The organism is Paraburkholderia lycopersici (assembly GCF_900096975.1).
GTDB lineage: Bacteria > Pseudomonadota > Gammaproteobacteria > Burkholderiales > Burkholderiaceae > Paraburkholderia > Paraburkholderia lycopersici.
The window spans coordinates 453441-469066 of sequence record NZ_FMYQ01000001.1 but is presented as its reverse complement, the minus strand read 5'-3'; the positions used below and the strand labels follow the sequence as shown (position 1 = coordinate 469066).

16 protein-coding genes are annotated in these 15626 nt (G+C 68.5%); 13 read left to right on the top strand and 3 right to left on the bottom strand.

Translation table 11 applies throughout. The features are described from left to right. The first annotated feature begins 163 nt into the window (after positions 1–163). The 6 genes from BLU17_RS02055 (at position 164) to rfaE2 (ending at position 6519) form a co-directional block, all read left to right on the top strand. Positions 164–1336: an ABC transporter substrate-binding protein gene (locus tag BLU17_RS02055; protein WP_091993726.1), complete on the top strand. Its 1173-nt coding sequence runs from the start codon at positions 164–166 to the stop codon at positions 1334–1336. A 59-nt stretch (positions 1337–1395) separates the two neighbouring features. After that, a complete protein-coding gene (locus BLU17_RS02050; protein WP_091993723.1) occupies positions 1396–2220 on the top strand; it encodes an enoyl-CoA hydratase/isomerase family protein in 825 nt (274 codons plus the stop codon). A gap of 206 nt (positions 2221–2426) precedes the next feature. Further along, a complete protein-coding gene (locus BLU17_RS02045; protein ID WP_091993720.1) occupies positions 2427–3209 on the top strand; it encodes a PhaM family polyhydroxyalkanoate granule multifunctional regulatory protein in 783 nt (260 codons plus the stop codon). 58 nt (positions 3210–3267) lie between these two features. Next, complete coding sequence (locus tag BLU17_RS02040; protein ID WP_091993717.1) at positions 3268–4473, top strand: patatin-like phospholipase family protein; 1206 nt, start codon at positions 3268–3270, stop codon at positions 4471–4473. A gap of 537 nt (positions 4474–5010) precedes the next feature. Beyond that, complete coding sequence (locus BLU17_RS02035; RefSeq protein ID WP_091993714.1) at positions 5011–5880, top strand: ferritin family protein; 870 nt, start codon at positions 5011–5013, stop codon at positions 5878–5880. Between the two features lie 147 nt (positions 5881–6027). Beyond that, positions 6028–6519 carry a D-glycero-beta-D-manno-heptose 1-phosphate adenylyltransferase gene (gene rfaE2 / locus BLU17_RS02030; RefSeq protein WP_091993711.1) on the top strand — a complete coding sequence of 164 codons (492 nt, stop codon included), beginning with the start codon at positions 6028–6030 and terminating at the stop codon, positions 6517–6519. A gap of 117 nt (positions 6520–6636) precedes the next feature. Here rfaE2 and BLU17_RS02025 read toward each other — a convergent pair whose 3' ends face one another. From BLU17_RS02025 to BLU17_RS02015, 3 genes are read right to left on the bottom strand one after another with little or no spacing between them, the layout of a single operon-like run. Next, positions 6637–6876, bottom strand: a complete 240-nt coding sequence (locus BLU17_RS02025) for a hypothetical protein (RefSeq protein ID WP_091993708.1) — start codon at positions 6874–6876, stop codon at positions 6637–6639. 51 nt (positions 6877–6927) lie between these two features. Beyond that, complete coding sequence (locus tag BLU17_RS02020) at positions 6928–7716, bottom strand: type III pantothenate kinase (RefSeq protein ID WP_091993706.1); 789 nt, start codon at positions 7714–7716, stop codon at positions 6928–6930. Continuing rightward, positions 7713–8624: a biotin--[acetyl-CoA-carboxylase] ligase gene (locus BLU17_RS02015; protein ID WP_091993703.1), complete on the bottom strand. Its 912-nt coding sequence runs from the start codon at positions 8622–8624 to the stop codon at positions 7713–7715. Before BLU17_RS02015 ends, BLU17_RS02020 begins: the two co-directional genes overlap by 4 nt. Positions 8625–8979: 355 nt before the next feature. Between BLU17_RS02015 and BLU17_RS02010 the strand changes: the two genes are divergently transcribed. The 7 genes from BLU17_RS02010 to BLU17_RS01980 all read left to right on the top strand — a co-directional run bounded on the left by BLU17_RS02010 (position 8980) and on the right by BLU17_RS01980 (position 15444). Beyond that, positions 8980–10113, top strand: a complete 1134-nt coding sequence (locus BLU17_RS02010; protein WP_091993700.1) for an MlaE family ABC transporter permease — start codon at positions 8980–8982, stop codon at positions 10111–10113. A gap of 41 nt (positions 10114–10154) precedes the next feature. Next, positions 10155–11036, top strand: coding sequence for an ABC transporter ATP-binding protein (locus BLU17_RS02005; RefSeq protein WP_176928898.1), 882 nt, complete (start codon positions 10155–10157; stop codon positions 11034–11036). 26 nt (positions 11037–11062) lie between these two features. Then, entirely contained in the window at positions 11063–12028 is a 966-nt protein-coding gene (locus tag BLU17_RS02000) for an MlaD family protein (protein WP_091993695.1), read from the top strand. Between the two features lie 121 nt (positions 12029–12149). Beyond that, complete coding sequence (locus tag BLU17_RS01995) at positions 12150–12803, top strand: ABC-type transport auxiliary lipoprotein family protein (RefSeq protein WP_091993692.1); 654 nt, start codon at positions 12150–12152, stop codon at positions 12801–12803. Between the two features lie 99 nt (positions 12804–12902). Next, a complete protein-coding gene (locus BLU17_RS01990) occupies positions 12903–14204 on the top strand; it encodes a VanZ family protein (protein WP_091993689.1) in 1302 nt (433 codons plus the stop codon). Positions 14205–14438: 234 nt separating this feature from the next. Then, the gene (locus BLU17_RS01985) at positions 14439–14765 is read left to right on the top strand and encodes a (2Fe-2S) ferredoxin domain-containing protein (RefSeq protein ID WP_091993687.1); all 327 of its coding nucleotides are present in this window, start codon (positions 14439–14441) and stop codon (positions 14763–14765) included. A 46-nt stretch (positions 14766–14811) separates the two neighbouring features. Further along, a complete protein-coding gene (locus BLU17_RS01980; protein WP_091993684.1) occupies positions 14812–15444 on the top strand; it encodes an alpha/beta hydrolase in 633 nt (210 codons plus the stop codon). Positions 15445–15626: the final 182 nt, after the last annotated feature.

Genomic DNA, 15626 nt, shown 5'->3' with positions numbered 1-15626 from the left:
ACTGGCGAACACCCTTTTTCTTCGAGGCAGCCGAAGAGATCGGCAGAAGCACCATCCGTAGAAGCAAGCCGCATCCGAAGCCGTACAAAAAAACGCTCGCAAGAGCTTCGCATGGGACCGGGGCAAGGCGCCAGCGCGCCAACTCCGGCCGACAGGAGACCTCATGAACGCTTCTCGCCCCAGCCGTCTTGCCGCACGTTTCGCCTTGTTTTCCAGCCTCGTCACGCTCGCGCCCGCGCTTGCCCTCGCGCAGGTCAAGGTCGGCCTCGTGCTGTCGCTCACGGGCCCGGCCGCCTCGCTCGGCATTCCCGCGCGCGACACCGCCGCGATGTTCCCCGCAGAGATCGCCGGCCAGAAAGTCCAGTACATCGTGCTCGACGACGCCTCGGACACGACCCAGGCCGTGCAGGACACGAAGAAGCTGATCGACGAGCAGCACGTCGACGCGATCATCGGCTCGTCGATCACGCCCAACTCGCTCGCGATGCTCGACGTGATCGCGCAGGGCGAAACGCCCACGATCTCGCTCGCGTCGTCGGCGAAGATCATTGAGCCCGTCGACGACAAGCGGCACTGGATGTTCAAGACGCCGCAAACCGACGCGATGATGGCCGGCGCGATCATGGAGCACGCGGCCGCGCACAACGTGAAGACGCTCGCCTATATCGGCCAGGCCGACGCGCTCGGCGAAACGTTCTACGCCGAGGTCGCGAAGGCCGCTCAGCAGCGCGGCATCAGGATCGTCGAGAACGAGCGTTTCAACCGCACCGATCCGGGCGTGACGGGCCAGGTGCTCAAGATCGTGGCGGCGCATCCCGACGCCGTCGTGGTGGGCGCGGCCGGCACGCCCGCCGCGCTGCCGCCGCGGACGCTCAAGGAGCGCGGCTACAAAGGGCTCATCTATCACAATCACGGCGTGGGCAACCGGGACTTCCTGCGCGTATGCGGCGCGGACTGCAACGGCACGTTCCTGCCGGCGAGCCAGGTGCTCGTGGCCGCGCAGCTGCCGGAAGACCGGGCCGGCCGGCGCCTCGCGCTCGACTATATTTCGCGCTACGAAGGACGGAACGGCGCGGGCACGGTCTCGGCGTTCGGGGCGTACACGTGGGACGCGGGCCTCTTGCTCCAGAGCGCGATTCCCGTCGCGCTCAAGTCGGCCGCGCCCGGCACGCCCGCGTTTCGCCATGCGCTGCGCGACGCGCTCGAAGCGACGCGCGGGCTGCAGGACACCAATGGCGTCGTCAACATGAGCGCCACCGACCACCTCGGCCTCGATGCGCACGCGCGCATGATGGTCGAGATCCGCGACGGCAAGTGGGTTTATCAGCCGCATTGAACGGCCGCACCGCGGCCGCATTCACATATTCAGCGATCCGAAACAAAGGAGGCCTGCCCATGAACGATCCTTTTTACGCCGCCTATCACGCGCTGCGCGTGCAGCGGCACGAGCACGGCATCGTCGAGATCGTGATGAGCGGCGAGGGCGCGAACAAGAGCGGCCTCGCGACCGCCGACGCCAACATGCACCGCGAACTCGCCGAAATCTGGCGCGACGTGGACCGCGATCCCGGCGCGCGCGTCGCCGTGATTCGCGGCGAAGGCAAGGGCTTTTCGGCGGGCGGCGATCTGCAGCTCGTCGAGGACATGGCCACGCATTTCGACGTGCGCGCGCGCGTGTGGCGAGAGGCGCGCGACCTCGTCTACAACGTCATTAACTGCGGCAAGCCCATCGTGTCCGCCATGCATGGTCCCGCCGTGGGCGCGGGACTCGTGGCGGGCCTGCTCGCCGACATTTCGATCGCCGCGAAAACGGCGCGCATCATCGACGGCCATACGCGCCTCGGCGTCGCGGCGGGCGACCATGCGGCGATCGTGTGGCCGCTTCTGTGCGGCATGGCCAAGGCGAAGTACTACCTGCTGCTGTGCGAGCCGGTGAGCGGCGAGGAGGCGGAGCGCATCGGCCTCGTCTCGCTCGCCGTGGACGAAAACGACTTGGTGCCGAAGGCGTTCGAAGTGGCGAAGCGCCTTGCGAACGGCTCGCAAACCGCCGTGCGCTGGACCAAGTATGCGCTCAACAACTGGCTGCGCATGGCGGGGCCGACCTTCGACACGTCGCTCGCGCTCGAATTCATGGGCTTCGCCGGGCCCGACGTGCGCGAGGGCGTGCAGTCGCTGCGCGAGCGGCGCCCGCCGCAGTTCCCGGGCGGCGATTCGTTCTGAGCCGCGCTTTTGTCCGTTCCGCGCGCATGGCTGCGGCGCACGACGTTCATACGCTGCGCGCCCTGCGGCCCCAAGCGCGCGCTATCATCGAAGAGATCGACTGCACCGATTGCGCGAGAAACGCGCGTGCCGCTCATTGGCCGGAAATCCAGTGAAACCGCACGCAGACGCGCACCGACCACCTGATCTTTGCGAGGGAGATCCGCATGACCGACCCAGCAGGCTCCATGCCGCCGTTCCCGGGCTTTCCCGGCTTTCCGCCCGCCGAAATGCTCGACCGCATGTGGGGGATGATGCGCCTCACGCCTTTCGGCAGCGCATTTCCGGGTAGCGAACCGGGCATCGCGCAGGGCTTCGGGCCGTCGCTGTCGATGATGTCCGACATGATGACGCCGCTCACCAACATCGAAGAGCTCGACAAGCGCATTACCGATCTGCGCGCCGTCGAACAATGGCTCAAACTCAATCTCGGCATGCTGCAGTCCGCCACCCAGGCGCTCGAAGTGCAGCGCGCCACGCTTTCCACGCTGCGAGCGTTCGGCGCGTTCGCGCAGGCGCAGATGAGCCCGTCTTCGGCCGACACCGGATCGGCGGCAGCGGGCGCCGCGCGCGAGCGGGCCGCCGAACCGGGGGCCGCGGACGCGGGCGAAGCCCCCGAAGCTCCCGCTGCCGCGCCGCCCGGCTTCGACGCGGCTTCGTGGTGGAATCTCGTGCAAGCGCAGTTCAACCAGCTCGCGCAGTTCGCGATGGCGCAGCCCGCCGCCGCCGCGCAGGCAGCCGCCAACGCGATGAGCGAGGCGCAAACCCAAACCGGGGCCGCCACGGCAAAGCGCAGCAGCGCCAAACGCAGCGGCGGCGGCAACGCCAATAATGCCAACAGCGGTGGCAACAGCGGCGGCAGCGGCGGTGGCAACAGCGGCAGCGGCAGCAGCGGCGCGGGCCGCAGCGCGCCGCGCGGCGCGAAGAAGGCGCCGGCGCAGTCGGAATAAGGCGCGCCGCGTTACGAAGAACCGTCCTGCGGGACGCAACACGGGGAGCGTCGGCATCATGCGGCTTGCGCTCGTGATGATGGGCGGCGGCGCGCGTGCGGCCTACCAGGCCGGCGCCTTGCGCGCGCTCGCGGAACTGGCCGCGCAGGCCGACCCCGCGCGTCGCGCCATGCCCTTCACGGTGATCTGCGGCACCTCGGCGGGCGCGATCAACGCGACCTCGATCGCGAGCCACGCTGACCAGTTCGCGCACGGTGCGGCACGCCTCGTCGATGTCTGGTCGAACATGCGCGCGAGCCAGGTCTATCGCACCGACTGGCCCGGCGTCGCTGCGGCGGGCGCGCGCTGGCTGGCCGCGCTCGCATTCGGCTGGGCGGCCTCCAGCGTGGGCGTACCCACCTCGCCGCGCACGCTGTTCGACAGCACGCCGCTCGCGCAGATGCTCCCGCATGCGCTCAATTTCCACCGCATCGAACAGATGCTCGACGAGCGGCGGCTCCATGCGCTCGCTGTCACGGCGCTCAGCTACTCGTCGGGGCGGCACGTCACGTTCTACCAGGCCGGAGAGCCGATCACCGCATGGCGGCGCGCGCAGCGCACCGCCCGCATGGTCGCGCTCACGCCTGCGCATCTGCTCGCTTCGGCGGCGATTCCGTTCGTGTTCCCGGCCGTGCGTCTCGAACTCGACGGCCGCCACGAGTATTTCGGCGACGGCTCGATCCGGCAGATCGCGCCGCTCTCGCCCGCCATCCACTTCGGCGCGCAGCGCATCGTCGTGCTCGGCGCGGCGGCGCCCACGCCTGAAGTGCCGGCGGCGCGCCCCGACATCGACACCTATCCGACGCTCGCGCAAATCGGCCAGCAGGTGCTTGCCAGCGTATTCCTCGACTCGCTCGGCGCCGATATCGAGCGCATCGAGCACGTGAACCGCATGGTGCTGCAGCTGCCGCACACGGTCGAGCCGGAAAGCGGCTGGCGGCATGTGGAGGTGCTCGCGATCGCGCCGAGCGAGCGCATCGAGCTGATCGCGGCGCGCCATCTGCGGCAATTGCCGCGCTCGGTGCGCATGCTGCTCGGCGCGCTGGGCGGCAATCGGGCGTCTGGCGCGGCGTTTGCGAGCTATTTGCTGTTCGAGCGCGAATTTACCTGCGAGCTGCTTGATCTGGGTTACCGGGATACGCTAGCTCGGCGCGAAGTGCTTTTGACCTGGCTCAAAACTCCGGCAGACGCCGCAACGGCGGAATGGGGGGCGCGCCGGAAGTGAAAGACCGGCATGCTATTATTGTGTAAGGTTTTTCTGGCAGTTTTTGGGAGATGCGGCGGCGTCGCGAGGCTTCGCCGCACAGGCTCCACAGCCTTTACAGGCGCGGTGTTTGCGCACTGGGAATCAGTGGGCAAGGTGCGGCGTAAAGGCAACGGGCGTATGGCGAGCAGGTGCGGCATTGTGTCGCACAGTCTTCGCGAGGGCCCGCAGGCTTTGCCGGGTTTCGCCGGTCGCGCTGCGCGAGACGCGCGGCAGAGGGCTGGCAAGAGACGCGGTTATCGGCAGTGATCAGCGGTATCAGGCGGCCGGATTCGAGGCACGGAGCAGCTACCCAGAATCCACGACGGCGCCTTTCATTCCGGTTGGCTGGATTGTCGTGGGGCAACCTGAAGCGTTGCCCGGTCGCGCGACTGCGTCCAGGGGGCCGGATACCGCGTAAAATTAAATGCTTTTGCCTGCGCGCCGCGTCATACGCGCCGCACGCGGCACGCTATAAATTCGTCATGCGCTCGTTTTGCGCAGATCAGGGGCGGGACTATGAATACGATGCTTTATCCGGAACTTTACAAATCGCTCGAATCGGTCCGTTGGGACATGGAAAAGGACATTCCCTGGGACAAGTTCGACGCGTCGCTCCTCACCGACGAGCAGGCCGCGACCATCAAGATGAACGCGATCACCGAATGGTCGGCGCTGCCGGCCACGGAAATGTTCCTGCGCGACAACCACCACGACAGCGACTTCTCGGCGTTCATGAGCGTGTGGTTCTTCGAGGAGCAGAAGCATTCGCTCGTGCTCATGGAATACCTGCGCCGCTTCAAGCCGGAACTCGTGCCGACCGAAGAAGAACTGCACGCCGTGCGCTTCGAATTCGATCCGGCGCCGCCGCTCGAAACGCTCATGCTGCACTTCTGCGGCGAAATCCGCCTGAACCACTGGTATCGCCGCGCCGCCGAATGGCACACGGAGCCGGTCATCAAGGCGATCTACGAGACCATCTCGCGCGATGAAGCGCGCCACGGCGGCGCGTATCTGCGCTACATGAAGAAGGCGCTCAACAACTGCGGCGACGTCGCGCGCGCGGCGTTCGCGAAGATCGGCGTGCTGATGGCTTCGGCGCGCCGCACCGAAAAGCCGCTGCACCCCACCAACCTGCACGTGAACCAGTCGCTGTTCCCGCGCGACACCGTGCAGTCGCGCCTGCCCGATCCGGAATGGCTCGAGCGCTGGCTGGACGAGCAGATCCGCTTCGACGACGGCTGGGAGAAGAAGGTGATCGAGCGCATCCTGCACAACCTTTCGATCCTGTTCGAGCGCACGTTCACCACGGCCCAGGAACTGAACCGCTATCGCAAGGAAGTGGTGCAGCGCCTGCAGGCCGAGCAGGGCACGCAACAGCCGGCCTGACGCGCCGGAACATTTCCGGTGCGCCGCCCTCGTGGCGCGCCGCGATCGGAACGGCCCGAAGCGCTTCTCGCGTGACGGGCCGTTTTCATTGGCGTGCTGCCTTGCCGCGATTCAGCGCCCTTTTTTTCTTCTGCGAGTCTCAATCCCATGCCCGCTTCCTTCGAACGCAAGATCACGACCCGCGAGGCGCTCGCCCAACTGCGTGCCTCGCTGCCCGGCCCCGTGGTGTTCACCAACGGCGTCTTCGACATCCTGCACCGCGGGCACGTCACCTATCTCGCCGATGCAAAGGCGCTCGGCGCCACGTTGATCGTCGGCGTGAACAGCGACGCGTCGGTGAAGATGCTCGACAAGGGCGACGACCGCCCCATCAACAACGAAAACGACCGCATGGCGCTGCTGGCGGCGCTGGAGAGCGTGGACTGGGTGGTGCAGTTCGGCGAGCGCACGCCGGTCGAGCTGATCGAGGCCGTGCGTCCCGACATTCTCGTGAAGGGCGGCGACTACGACATGGATACGCTGCCCGAGTCGGCGCTCGTGCGCGGTTGGGGCGGCCGCGCGCTCGCGATTGCCTTCGAGCACGACCGCTCCACCACGAAGCTGCTGCAGAAGGTGCGCGCGCAGGAAGGCCCGAAGTAAGGCCCGGAGTAAGGTTCGGCACGCATTCGCAGGACAAGCCGGCCGGAGGCCGGGCCGCCCGAGGCAAGGGCGAGCCCGGCCTCCGGCCGGTTGCATTTGAAGCGCATCGTGCGCCGCTTATTGCGTGAGCGCGGACGCCTGCACGGCCGGTTCGGCCACCGGGCCGCCAACGCGAGGCATGTCCGCCGATTCGGAAGGGCGGATCGGTTTCACCACGAGCCTTTCGGGGTGAATCTGCCGGCTCAGGTGCTGGGTTTCGCGCGAGCCCGACGAGGGCGTCGGGCCGAACACGCCGCCAATGGCCGCAAAGGCCAGCCCGTTGGCGAGAATCAGGATGGCGATCAGCCAGCGCAGCATCGTGTGAAGCTCCTTCGATATCGTTCGTTCGGGCCAAAGACGGCGCGCCTGTCAGGACTGCGCCGCGATGAGCGCCAGGCCCGACAGCACCAGCGCGTCGTGGCGAGTATGCGGCACCTTGAGCGCCGCTGTCACTTCGGCCGCCGCGCCGCCGCTCACCACGAGCCGCACCGGTACTTTCCAGGCATCCTGCAAATCGAACCACGCGCGCTCGACGAGCGCCGCCTGCGCGAGCGCGCAGCCCGCTGAAATCGAGCGCCGCGTGTCGGTGGCGAAGGCGATGCCCGGGCGCGGCGCATCGGCCATGCCGCCTTCGACCACGGGCAGTTGCGCCGTGTGCTCGCCGAGCGAGCGCGTCATGAGCGCGAAGCCCGGCGCAATCATGCCGCCGACGAAGGTGCCGTCCGCGCACAGCGCTTCGAGCGTGGTGGCCGTGCCGAAGGTCGCGATCAACAGCGGCTCATCCGGATATGCGGCGTGCGCGCCGATCATGCCGGCCCAGCGGTCGCTGCCGAGCGCATCGGGCGTGGCATAGCTGTTCGTCACGCCGCACTGCTGCGCGCAGGCTCGCACCACGATGCGCGACAGGCCGGACCAGTGCGCTTCGACGAGCGCGTCGAGCCGCTCGCCGACCGCCCTGCCTGCGACGTTCGAGATCCACGCGCCGCGCGGTCGCGGCAGCGTGGCCCATTCGGCGAGGCCGGCGGGGGCCGGTTGCCCGCCTTCGTCGCGCAGGTGATCCATCGCCCCTGCGTGCAGGCGCGACCCGTCGGGCGCCACGAGCGCCCATTTGATCCGGCTGTTGCCTGCGTCGATCAGGAGGCAGGGGCCGCGGCTCATGCGCCGCCGTCCGCGAGCCGCAGCGACACGTCGCCGGCCGTGACGGTCTCGCGTCCGTTCGGCGTATCGACGAGCAACTGGCCGCGCTCGTCCACGCCCGCCGCCGTGCCGCGCAACAGTTCCTTGCCCTGCTCGTAAATGGAGACAACGCGGCCCGCGTAGGCGTGGCAGGCGTTCCAGCGTGCCCGGAAGGGCGCGAAGCCCGCCGTGCCGAAGCGCTGCAGCGCGGTTTCGAGCGCGTTGAGCTCGGCGGCGAGCGTGTCGGTGAGGTTGGCGTTCGGCCAGGCCCGCGACAGTGCGGTAGGCGTCGTGCCCGGCACGACCGCCGCGCTCCCGCCGGCGGCGTTGAGGGCTTCGACCTTCGCGGCGAGCGCGTCCTCGCCGCGCACGTTCGTGCCGATGCCGATCACGACCGCCGTGGCGTCCGCCGTGCTCCAGGCTGTTTCCACGAGGATGCCCACCAGCTTGTCGCCTTCGAGCAGCACGTCGTTGGGCCACTTGAGCGCGATCTGGCCGGGCGCGGTCACCGGGAGCGTGCGCAGGCCGTCCACGAGTGCCGAACCGATGGCGAGGCTCAGGCCGGCGAGCCCTTCGATGGGCCGCGGCAGCACGCAGCCGATCGAGAACAGCAGCGCGTCGCCGGGCTGCGCGACCCACGTGCGGCCGCGCCGGCCGCGGCCCGCCGTTTGCAGATAGGCCACGCGCACGATCGGGCGCGCGAGCGCATCGCGCTTTTGCGGCAGCGCCTTCAGACGCGCCATCAGGTCGGCATTGGTGGAGCCGGTTTCCTCGACGATCTCGATGGGCCAGTCGTGCGCGGCCGGGCCGAACAGCGTGATCGCGCGGTTGCGGTCGATGCGCCAGTCGCCGGCGCTCGGGGTATCGGGGGGAGGGGGCGTCGCATTCATGTCTCATATTGTAGTGGCAGGGGCGCGGGCAGCAGCGCGCAGCCACGCGCGGTGGACCCAGCTTTTCGTCCGCCCTCGGTCCGCAATGCGGGCAATTCACAGGCCACCCACAGGCGGCCCACAGGTTATCCACGGAATCATCCACAGGCTTCGCCAGATCCGGCACAGCGCCGTTTTCCTCGCGATCTGCTCAAAATCTGGGCAATTCACAGGCCGCCCACAGGCGGTCCACATGTTATCCAGAATGTTGTCCACAGGCGCGCCTTCGGCCCGCGCGCCTCTTGCGCGCCCGGACCGCCGAAACGGGGCGCGTTCGCTACAATGTCCGCTCACCTTGCCCGTCGAGTGCTTACCCTTGAATCAAGACACGTCGCCCGGCCTTGAAGTCACGGCCGGCAGCCGCGGAAAGACCGTTCGCCTGTCTGGCCAGTGGACCGCGCTCGCCCTCGCGCGCGACCGCGACCAGGGCGGCGCGGCGCGGCGTCTGCGTGCGCTCGCCGAAGAGCGCATCGGCGAATGGGACCTCTCGCGCGTGGAGCGCATGGATCACGTAGGCGGCCAGGCGCTCTGGCGCGTCTGGGGCCACAGGCTGCCGGCCGATCTCGTCGACCTCACGCAAACGCAGCGCGACATCTTCGAGCGCATCGCGCTGCTCGATTCCGTGCGCGAGGCGCCCGAGCGCGTCGTGCGCGTCGATCCGGTCACGCAACTCGGCCTCGCGATCTTCTCGTTCCTCGACCACCTGTACGGCGGCATCTCCATGCTCGGCCGCGTGATCCTCGATCTGCTGCTCGTGCTGCGCAAGCCGAAGGTCACGCCCTGGATCGAGATCTCGTCGAACATTTACAACGCCGGCGCGCGCGCGCTGCCCATTACGGCGCTCGTCGCGTTTCTGATCGGCATCGTGTTGTCATACCTCTCCGCGCAGCAATTGCGGCTCTTCGGCGCGAACCAGTACATCGTCAACATCCTCGGGCTCGCGGTGATCCGCGAGCTCGGGCCCGTGCTCTCGGCCATTCTCGTGGCGGGGCGCTCGGGCTCGGCCATCACCGCGCAGATCGGCGTGATGCGCGTGACCGAGGAACTCGACGCCATGAGCGTGATGGGCATCTCGCACGGGCTGCGCCTGATCTTTCCGCGCGTGGTCGCGCTCGGCGTCGCCATGCCGCTGCTCGTGATCTGGACCGACATCATTGCGTTGCTAGGCGGCGCAATCGCGGCGAAGATCGTGCTGGGCATCGACATTTCGTGGTTCGTCCGCTCGCTGCCCAGCGTCGTGCCGATCGCCAACCTGTGGATCGGTCTCGGCAAGGGGGTGGCGTTCGGCATGCTGGTGGCGATCGTGGGCTGTCACTTCGGCTTTCGCATCAAGGCGAACTCGCAGAGCCTCGGCGAAGGCACGACCACTTCGGTCGTCACGTCGATCACGATCGTGATCCTCGCCGACGCCGTGTTCGCGATCCTGTTCCAGAACGTGGGGTTGTCATGAGCACGACGGGAACGATTACCGAGACGAAGACGACCGGCACGCTGACCACGCCGCTCAAGGAAGTCGTGCAGGATCTGCCGCTGCCCGCCATCGGCGAACCGGTGATCGAGGTGCGCAACCTCACGAAGCGCTACGGGCGCAACCTCGTCCATCAGCATCTGAATCTGGAGGTTCGCCGCGGCGAGATCGTCACGCTCGTGGGAGGCTCCGGTTCGGGCAAGACCACGCTGGTGCGCCAGATTCTCGGGCTCGAGCGGCCGACCTCGGGCACCATCGAGATGTTCGGCGAAGACATCTCGACCATCGACGCCGAGCGCGCGCGCCTGATGCGCACGCGCACCGGCATGCTGTTTCAGCACGGCGCGCTCTTTTCGTCGCTCACGGTCTACGACAACATCGCCCAGCCTGTGCGCGAGCTCGGCAAGGTGCCGCCCGACCTGCTGCGCGACATCGTGATGCTCAAGCTCGAAATGGTCGGCCTGCCGTGCAAGCACGCCTCGAAGATGCCGGCCGCGCTCTCCGGCGGCATGGTCAAGCGCGTGGGCCTCGCGCGCGCGATCGTGCTGGAGCCGGAACTGCTCTTTCTCGACGAACCCACAGCCGGGCTCGACCCGCGCTCCTCCGACGAAGTGGTCGAACTCATCAGCACGCTGCACCGCGCGCTCGGGCTCACCGTCGTGCTGGTCACGCACGATCTCGACGCGATGGTCGCGCTTTCCACGCGCGTGGCCGTGCTCGCCGAGCGCAAGGTGCTCGTGGCGGCGCCCGTGGAGGAGGCGGCGAGCGTCGATCATCCGTTCATCCGCGAGTACTTCCTCGGCATGCGCGGGCGCCGCGCGCTGCAGGCGCTGCCGCCCGAGCGGCGCGCGAAGCTGCCGGCGGCGGCGCTCGCGTCGGCATCGGTGGGGCTCAAGCCGTGCTAACACCCGCCAACGAAGGAATCTGACCGATGGAAAACAAACCGCATGCGTTCTGGGCGGGCTTGTTCACGATAGGCCTGCTGATCGTGATCGCGCTCGTCGTCGCCTTTTTCAGCGCCGACCGCGCTGTGCGCGTGCCTTACGACCTCATCTCGCGCTCGAGCGTGACGGGTCTCTATCCCGACGCGGCAGTGCGCTTTCGCGGTCTCGACGTCGGGAAGGTGCAGTCGATCAAGTTCGATCCCCATACGCCGGGCGAGATCCGCATTCGCATCCTCGTCGACGAGAGGGCGCCGATGACGCGTTCCACCTTCGGCACGCTCGCGCTGCAAGGCGTGACGGGCATCGCGTTCGTGCAGCTCGACGACAATGGCGGCGATCTCTCGCCGCTGCATTCGTCGGATTCGCACGTGGCCGAGCTGCCCCTGCGGCCGGGCCTGCTCGACCAGCTTCAGCGCCGCGGCGACGCGCTCTTGCGCAAGCTCGACCGTATCGCGGGCGACGTCGACGACATGCTCTCCGAAGACAACCGCAAGCAGTTGATGGCGACCGTGAACAGCCTGCAACAGGCCGCGAGCAGCGTGAACGTGCTCGCCCGGCAGCTCGAACCGACCACCAGCCGCCTGCCCGGCGCGGTGACCGAGTTGCAGCGCACGCTGCAGTCGACCAACACGCTCATCACGAGCATGAACCGCCCGGACGGCCCGTTCCAGATCAACCTGAACAAGGCCGGCACGGCCGCGGCGCAAGCGGGCGCGGCGCTCACGTCGATCGACGCCTCGATCCAGGACCTTTCGGCGCGCGTGGGCTACGACACGCTGCCGCGCGTCGATTCCCTGACCGACGACGTGCGCTCGGCCATGCGCGCCGTGGATCGCGCGGCCGGCACGTTCAGCACGAGCCCGCACAGCCTGCTGTTCGGCGGCGCGCCGCAGCCTGCGCCGGGGCCCGGCGAGCCGGGCTTCGCCTGGCCGGCCGCGGCGGGGTCGAAGTAAGCCGCGCGAACCGGCTTGCCTGGCCGGCCGCAGTACGTCCGATGTATCCCGCGCGGCGCGGATCGCCGCGCGCAAAAAAGAAGGAACCGCAATGTCACGCACATCCCGCCTGCCACGATCGATGCAACGCGCCGCGGCGACTGGCTTCGCCGGGCCATGCCGCGCCTTGCTGGCGGCGCTCGCGCTCGGCGCGCTCCTTGCCGCGTGCGCGGGCAATCCGACCTCGGTCGTCGACATTCGCTACGACCTCGGTCTGCAGTCGGCGCAGGGTGCAGAAGCTGTGCAGGGCGCGCCCGAAACGTCGCGCGCCAAGCCGCCGCTGAAAGTGCTGGGCGTGGTCGCGCCGCCGCCGCTCGATAACGACGGTATTCTTTACCGCACTGACTTCGACTCGCAGCGCACGGCGCGCTACGCAAACAGCCGCTGGACGATGTCGCCCGCTCGCCTGCTCACGGAACGTCTGCGCACGTCTCTCGGCGCGCAGGCGACCGTGCTTTCGGGCGCCGATGCCGTGCAGGCGCCGATGCTCAAGATCGAGCTGTACGAGTTCGAGCAGGTGTTCGAGAGCTCGACCCGGAGTTCGGGCGTGCTGTCCGCGCGTGCAACGCTGCTCCAGGGCGGCAAGGTGCTGGCGCAGCGCTCCTTCGTCGCGCGCGCGCCGGCGGGCACGCCCGATGCCGCAGGCGGCGTGCGCGCGCTGCAGGCGGCCAGCGACGATTTCGCGAATCAGCTGGGCGCGTGGCTGAGCGCCCAGTCCTTCGCCGGCACGCCTTGATGGCGGTGCGCGGCGCGGTATCGGAGGTTAGAGCGGGATAGCGGCATGATCGAAGCGGGACGGCTCCGGCTGCGCGCCCCGCACGGCGGACGGCGCGGTATGGATGACGGCGAGAGCGGCGGCGACGGCGGCGCGCCTCGCGGCGAGGCTGGCGTGCCTGCCGATGCGTCGGCCGCCGCGCCGGCGGGGCCGGACGTCACGTCGGCTGTATCGTCGGCCGCCGCACGCGAGCCGCTGCCGCACCAGGCCTCGACACTCGCGCGCCAGGCGCTCGCGCTCTATACGGCGCTGATCGTCTACGGCTCGTGGTATCCGTTCTCCGGCTGGCGCTCGCTCGGCCTCAGTCCCTTCGCGTATCTCGGCGATCCCTGGCCGCGCTACTGGACCGTCTTCGACATCGTCACCAACGTGCTCGGCTACATGCCGTTCGGCGTGCTCGTCGTGCTCGCGGCGTGGCCGCGCCGGCGCGGGTTGCCCGCGGTACTGCTCGCGGCTCTCGCGGGCACGCTGTTCTCGGGCCTGATGGAAGCCGTGCAGACCTGGCTGCCCACTCGCGTTGCTTCCAATCTCGATCTCGCCTCGAATGTGCTCGGCGCGCTGCTCGGTGCGGCCCTCGTGGCGCCCGCCACCGGCGCGCTGCTCGAACGCGGCTTCCTGCGCCGCCTGCGCTTTCGCTGGTTCGAGCGCGACGCAGCCGTGCTGATGGTGCTCGCCGCGCTCTGGCCGTTCGCCACGATGTATCCCGCGCCGCGTCTCTTCGGCATGGGCGAGTGGCCGCGCGCGCTGTGGCAGCGTCTGGACGCCTCGATGCAGGACGCCGTGCTCGCATGGACGCCCGCCGCCTGGCATCTGCGCTCGCTGCCCGACATGCTCGCCGCGCGCCTGCCCGACAGCGGCTGGGAGGCGATCGTCGCCACGCTCAACCTGTTCGGCGCGGCGGCGTTCGCGACGCTCCCCCTGCGCACGCGCGCGCCGCGCGCGCGGCTCGTGCTGCTGCTCATCGCGACCACGCTCGCCGTCAAGGTCGGCGCGACCTTCCTGCAGTCGCAAAGCGGACTCATCTTCGACTGGGCGACGCCCGGCGCGCTCGCGGGGCTGGTATGGGGCACGCTCGCGGCGCTTCTCGCGCTGCGCCTGCCGCGCGCCGCGCGAGCGGCGGCGGCGACGCTCGCGCTCGCGGTGGCCCTCGTGCTCGTGAACGTGCTGCCCGTGAATCCCTATTTCGATGTCGTGCTCGCGGACTGGCGCCAGGGCCGCTATCTGCACTTCAACGGGCTCGCGCGCTGGCTCGCGTGGACGTGGCCGTGGGCCGCGCTCGCGTGGACCGCGTTCTCGCTCGAACGCGCCTGGCTCGCGCGGCGCGCGCGTCTTGCCGCGGCGCGCACAGACAAGGGTGCGTGAAGCGTGAAGGGCGCGGGGGGCGCAAAGGCTCGCACGAGCGCAAGCGCCGCAACACGAGCGCCGCACGTGCGTGCGCGTGGCGTGCCTGAGCGTTCGCGCCGCGCTCGTTATAATCGACCGCATCGCGACGTGGCTGCGCGCCCGCGCAACGCCGCGCCTCACGCGCCTCGAGACGTGCCGCGCGCTCAGTGAAGCTCACCCCCCATCGCACGATATTCACCGGTATTCCACGCCATGACCGACTCGTTCTACAAGTACCACGTCTTTTTCTGCCTGAACCAGCGCGAGCCCGGCGCAGACCGCCCGAGCTGCGCGAACTGCAACGCGCAGGCCATGCAGGAGTACGCGAAAAAGCGCGTGAAGCAGCTCGGCCTCGCGGGCCCGGGCCAGGTGCGCATCAACAAGGCGGGCTGCCTCGACCGCTGCGAGGAAGGCCCGACCATCGTCGTGTATCCAGAGGGCACCTGGTACACGTACGTCGACGAGAGCGACATCGACGAGATCGTTGTCTCGCACCTGCAGAATGGCCAGGTGGTCGAACGCCTCAAGATCGACCGCTAAACAGACCGGATGAATGTCCAGAACGTCCAATAAGGACTGCCGCACGATGAACGCCCAGACACAAAAATTCCAGATCGACGGCCCCGCCGGCAAGATCGAATGCGCGCTCGACGTGCCCGACGCCGGCACGACGCAGCGCGGCATCGCGCTCGTCGCGCATCCGCACCCGCTCTTCGGCGGCACGATGGACAACAAGGTTGCGCAAACGCTCGCGCGCACGCTCGTGCAGCTCGGCTACGCGACTTATCGCTCGAACTTTCGCGGCGTGGGCGCGACCGGCGGTACGCACGACAACGGCATCGGCGAGCAGGATGATCTGCTCGAACTGATCGCGCATATGCGCGCGCAACCGGGCCAGGCCGACGTGCCGCTCGTGCTCGCGGGCTTCTCGTTCGGCACCTTCGTGCTCTCGCACGTCGCGAAGCGCTATCTCGAAGCGGGCGGCGCAATCGAACGCATGGTGTTCGTCGGCACCGCGGCGAGCCGCTGGGAAGTCGCCCCCGTGCGCGACGATACGCTCGTGATCCACGGCGAGCTCGACGAAACGGTGCCCATTCTCTCGGTGTACGAATGGGCGCGGCCGCAGGAATTGCCTATCGTCGTGATTCCGGGGGCAGAACACTTCCTGCACCGCAAGCTGCATATCCTCAAGCGCATCATCGTCGACGCATGGCGCTGACACGCGCACAGTTGCCGGTGTCGCGTCGGCTGGATGTTTCGGGGCCCGATGCAGGCGATTCGTCATCCGGCGCAGGGCGGACGAAATGCGTGAAGAAATGCGCGACAGGTATGCGCAAACGTGTGACATCGCGAAAAATCGCCGCGACGCGACGCGTATAATGGTCGCCATTTTTGTGCGTT

Coding starts and splice junctions, on each gene's coding strand:
- BLU17_RS01980 (WP_091993684.1), top strand. CDS start 14,812: ATGAACGCCCAGACACAAAAATTCCAGATCGACGGCCCCGCCGGCAAG.
- BLU17_RS02015 (WP_091993703.1), bottom strand. CDS start 8,624: ATGAATGCGACGCCCCCTCCCCCCGATACCCCGAGCGCCGGCGACTGG.
- BLU17_RS02050 (WP_091993723.1), top strand. CDS start 1,396: ATGAACGATCCTTTTTACGCCGCCTATCACGCGCTGCGCGTGCAGCGG.
- BLU17_RS02055 (WP_091993726.1), top strand. CDS start 164: ATGAACGCTTCTCGCCCCAGCCGTCTTGCCGCACGTTTCGCCTTGTTT.
- BLU17_RS01985 (WP_091993687.1), top strand. CDS start 14,439: ATGACCGACTCGTTCTACAAGTACCACGTCTTTTTCTGCCTGAACCAG.
- BLU17_RS01990 (WP_091993689.1), top strand. CDS start 12,903: ATGGATGACGGCGAGAGCGGCGGCGACGGCGGCGCGCCTCGCGGCGAG.
- BLU17_RS02025 (WP_091993708.1), bottom strand. CDS start 6,876: ATGCTGCGCTGGCTGATCGCCATCCTGATTCTCGCCAACGGGCTGGCC.
- BLU17_RS01995 (WP_091993692.1), top strand. CDS start 12,150: ATGCAACGCGCCGCGGCGACTGGCTTCGCCGGGCCATGCCGCGCCTTG.
- BLU17_RS02000 (WP_091993695.1), top strand. CDS start 11,063: ATGGAAAACAAACCGCATGCGTTCTGGGCGGGCTTGTTCACGATAGGC.
- rfaE2 (WP_091993711.1), top strand. CDS start 6,028: ATGCCCGCTTCCTTCGAACGCAAGATCACGACCCGCGAGGCGCTCGCC.
- BLU17_RS02040 (WP_091993717.1), top strand. CDS start 3,268: ATGCGGCTTGCGCTCGTGATGATGGGCGGCGGCGCGCGTGCGGCCTAC.
- BLU17_RS02035 (WP_091993714.1), top strand. CDS start 5,011: ATGAATACGATGCTTTATCCGGAACTTTACAAATCGCTCGAATCGGTC.
- BLU17_RS02020 (WP_091993706.1), bottom strand. CDS start 7,716: ATGAGCCGCGGCCCCTGCCTCCTGATCGACGCAGGCAACAGCCGGATC.
- BLU17_RS02045 (WP_091993720.1), top strand. CDS start 2,427: ATGACCGACCCAGCAGGCTCCATGCCGCCGTTCCCGGGCTTTCCCGGC.